Source organism: Terriglobia bacterium (genome assembly GCA_035712365.1).
Taxonomy (GTDB): Bacteria; Acidobacteriota; Terriglobia; order UBA7540; family UBA7540; genus SCRD01.
Genome location: DASTAW010000011.1, coordinates 1 through 2695, shown reverse-complemented (window position 1 = coordinate 2695; position 2695 = coordinate 1). Strand labels below are relative to the sequence as shown.

Annotated in this window: 3 protein-coding genes; all 3 read left to right on the top strand. The window is 58.9% G+C overall.

The genetic code is table 11. From position 1 onward, the window contains the following. Positions 1-25 precede the first annotated feature (25 nt). Positions 26-874: a carboxylating nicotinate-nucleotide diphosphorylase gene (gene nadC, locus VFQ24_03415; GenBank protein ID HET9177384.1), complete on the top strand. Its 849-nt coding sequence runs from the start codon at positions 26-28 to the stop codon at positions 872-874. 84 nt (positions 875-958) lie between these two features. Beyond that, positions 959-1951, top strand: coding sequence for a biotin--[acetyl-CoA-carboxylase] ligase (locus tag VFQ24_03410; GenBank protein HET9177383.1), 993 nt, complete (start codon positions 959-961; stop codon positions 1949-1951). 50 nt (positions 1952-2001) lie between these two features. Continuing rightward, on the top strand, positions 2002-2695 hold a 694-nt coding region (locus VFQ24_03405; GenBank protein ID HET9177382.1), incomplete at its 3' end, for a type III pantothenate kinase.

Here is a 2695-nt window from a genome sequence, read left to right as displayed (position 1 = left end):
GGAATTCCCCGTTTCGTTGGACGAAATGGTCCAGGGCCTGCCCGTCCAGCAGGTGCGCAAGATTGTTGCGCGTGCCTTCGTCGAGGACCTCGGCAAAGGCGATGTGACCACCAGCTTGACCGTTCCTGAAAGCGTGAAAGGACGAGGCATTTTCTACTCCAAGCAGCCTCTCGTCGTGGCCGGACTCCCAGTCGCTGAGGAAGTTTTTCGCATGCTGGAGCCCGATTACTTGTGGGATGCAGTAATATCGGACGGCACGGAAGTTCCCGCGGGCCAGCCGCTGGCCAGGGTGGAAGGAAAAGCCGCCACGTTGCTCTCCGGCGAGCGCGTGGCCTTGAATTTCCTTCAACGGCTGAGCGGCATTGCGACTCTGACGAGGAAGTTCAAAGACCAGCTTGCGGGCTTGAAGACGGAATTGCTGGACACCCGCAAAACCACTCCCGGTTTGAGAATCCTTGAAAAGTACGCCATCCGCATGGGCGGCGGGACCAACCACCGGATGGGACTCGATGACGGAATTCTGATCAAGAACAACCACATTGCCATTGCCGGTGGCATCGGCGCCGCGATTGAAACTGTGAGTCGCGACAAGCCGGCCGGGATGCCTGTTGAGGTTGAGGTCCGGACGCGGCAGGAGCTTGAGGAAGCGATTGAGGCCGGCGCAGATATCGCACTGCTCGATAACATGACGCCTGAAGAAGTTTCGGAATGCGTCAGCCATGCCCGCGGCCGCGTGCTGCTGGAAGTTTCGGGCGGCGTGGGTCTTGGGAACATTCGCGCATATGCCGAGGCGGGAGTCGACAGGATTTCTGTCGGTGCGCTGAGCCACTCGGCGCCTGCGGTTGACATCAACTTTCTGATCGAACCCCTGTAAGTCGAAATTCCCATCCCTTTGCGAAAGGCCCTTGAACCGGCCCCTCTCACCCAGGCAGCAGGGACGCAAAGGACGCTAAGGCGCATGACCACCGGAAGCACAGACCACAAGATCGACCGCCTGGTCCACCTGCTGGCGAGGAATGCCATGGTGGTGGTGCCCGGGCCTAAAATCGCCGAGGAGATTGGAGTTTCAAGGTCTACGGTTTGGGAATGGATTGAAAAGCTGCGGGCGCTCGGAGTAGCCATCAAGGGGCATCCGAGGCGCGGCTACCAACTTGAGAAGCTGCCTGATGTCCTGGTGCCCAGTCTTGTCCGATCTGAACTGCCGCATGCGGAAATCGGGCACAAGATCATCCATTTCTTTCGCACGGAATCGACTAATAGCGCGGCGCTCGAACTGGACGCGCAGAGCGGTCCTCACGGTACGGTCGTCATTGCGGAGGAGCAGACGGCGGGACGAGGGCGGCTGGGCAGGAACTGGTATTCTGAAAAATCGAGCGGTATTTACGCTTCCATCGTCCTGCGGCCCCCGTTATCGCCGGCGGCTGCTCCCATCCTCACTCTTCTGGCCGGAGTTGCCGCACACCACGCGCTGGGCTCGGCCACTGGCCTCGAAGCGGACATCCGCTGGCCCAACGATGTGCTGGTGAACGGCAAGAAGGTTTGCGGAATTCTCACCGAAATGAAGGCCGAGGTCGATCGCCTTCATATGGTGGTGCTGGGCATCGGCATCAACGTGAACCACAGTTCGATGCCGGAGGAACTTCAGGGGATCGCCACATCGCTTGCGCTCGAAAGCGGCGGGCACTATTCCCGGCTGCATGTTCTTGCCGAATTGCTTCGCAGTGTGGAACATTACTATCATATGCTTTTGAGGGAAGGCCATGCGGCGATTGTCCGGGAGTGGTCAGCGGCGTCGAGCTATGCTGAGGGGAAGTCGGTCCGCGTGAAGGCCTGCGGGAATGACTACTCCGGAGTCACAGTTGGCCTCGACGCAAACGGTGCCCTCAAGATTCGTCGCGACGACGGCCCGCAGGAGTTGCTGGTGGCCGGCGAGATTACTGAACTGAGATAGGCGGGGTACGCACCTTTTTTTGAAAATACTTCTGGCGGACCAGGAACAATATGCTTCTCGTCATCGATGTGGGCAATACGAACACAAGCCTGGGAGTTTTTAAAGAGCGCGAGTTGGTCGCGCAATGGCGCCTTTCCACCCATCGCGGCCAGACCGCCGACGAGTACGGCATCCTCAGCCGAAACCTTTTCACGCTGGGCGGAATTCAATCGGGAGAGATCAAGGCCATGATGGTCTCAAGCGTGGTCCCCACGCTGAACCCGGTTATCCAGGAAATGGCTGAACGCTATTTTCATCTCAAACCTTATTTTCTCGGCCCCGGGATGCGGACCGGAATGGCCATTCATTATGACAACCCCTTGGAAGTTGGTGCAGACCGCATCGCAGACAGCGTTGCCGGGTTTGAAAAATATGGAGGCCCGTGCATCATCGTGGATTTTGGTACGGCCATCACTTTCGATGCCGTTTCTGAAAAAGGTGAGTATCTGGGGGGAGTGATTGCGCCGGGAATCGGCATTTCATCGGAGGCGCTGTTTGCGCGCGCGGCCCGCCTCCCCCGCGTCGAAATCCGCGAGCCTGAACGCGTGATCGGCACCAATACGGTTGCAAGCATGCAATCGGGACTATTCTACGGTTCCGTCGGGCTGGTGGATGGCGTTCTTGACCGCATGTGCGCCGTGCTGGGCCCCCAAACGCGCGTGATTGCCACAGGCGGCCAGGCGGAATTCCTGGCCTTGGCTTTGA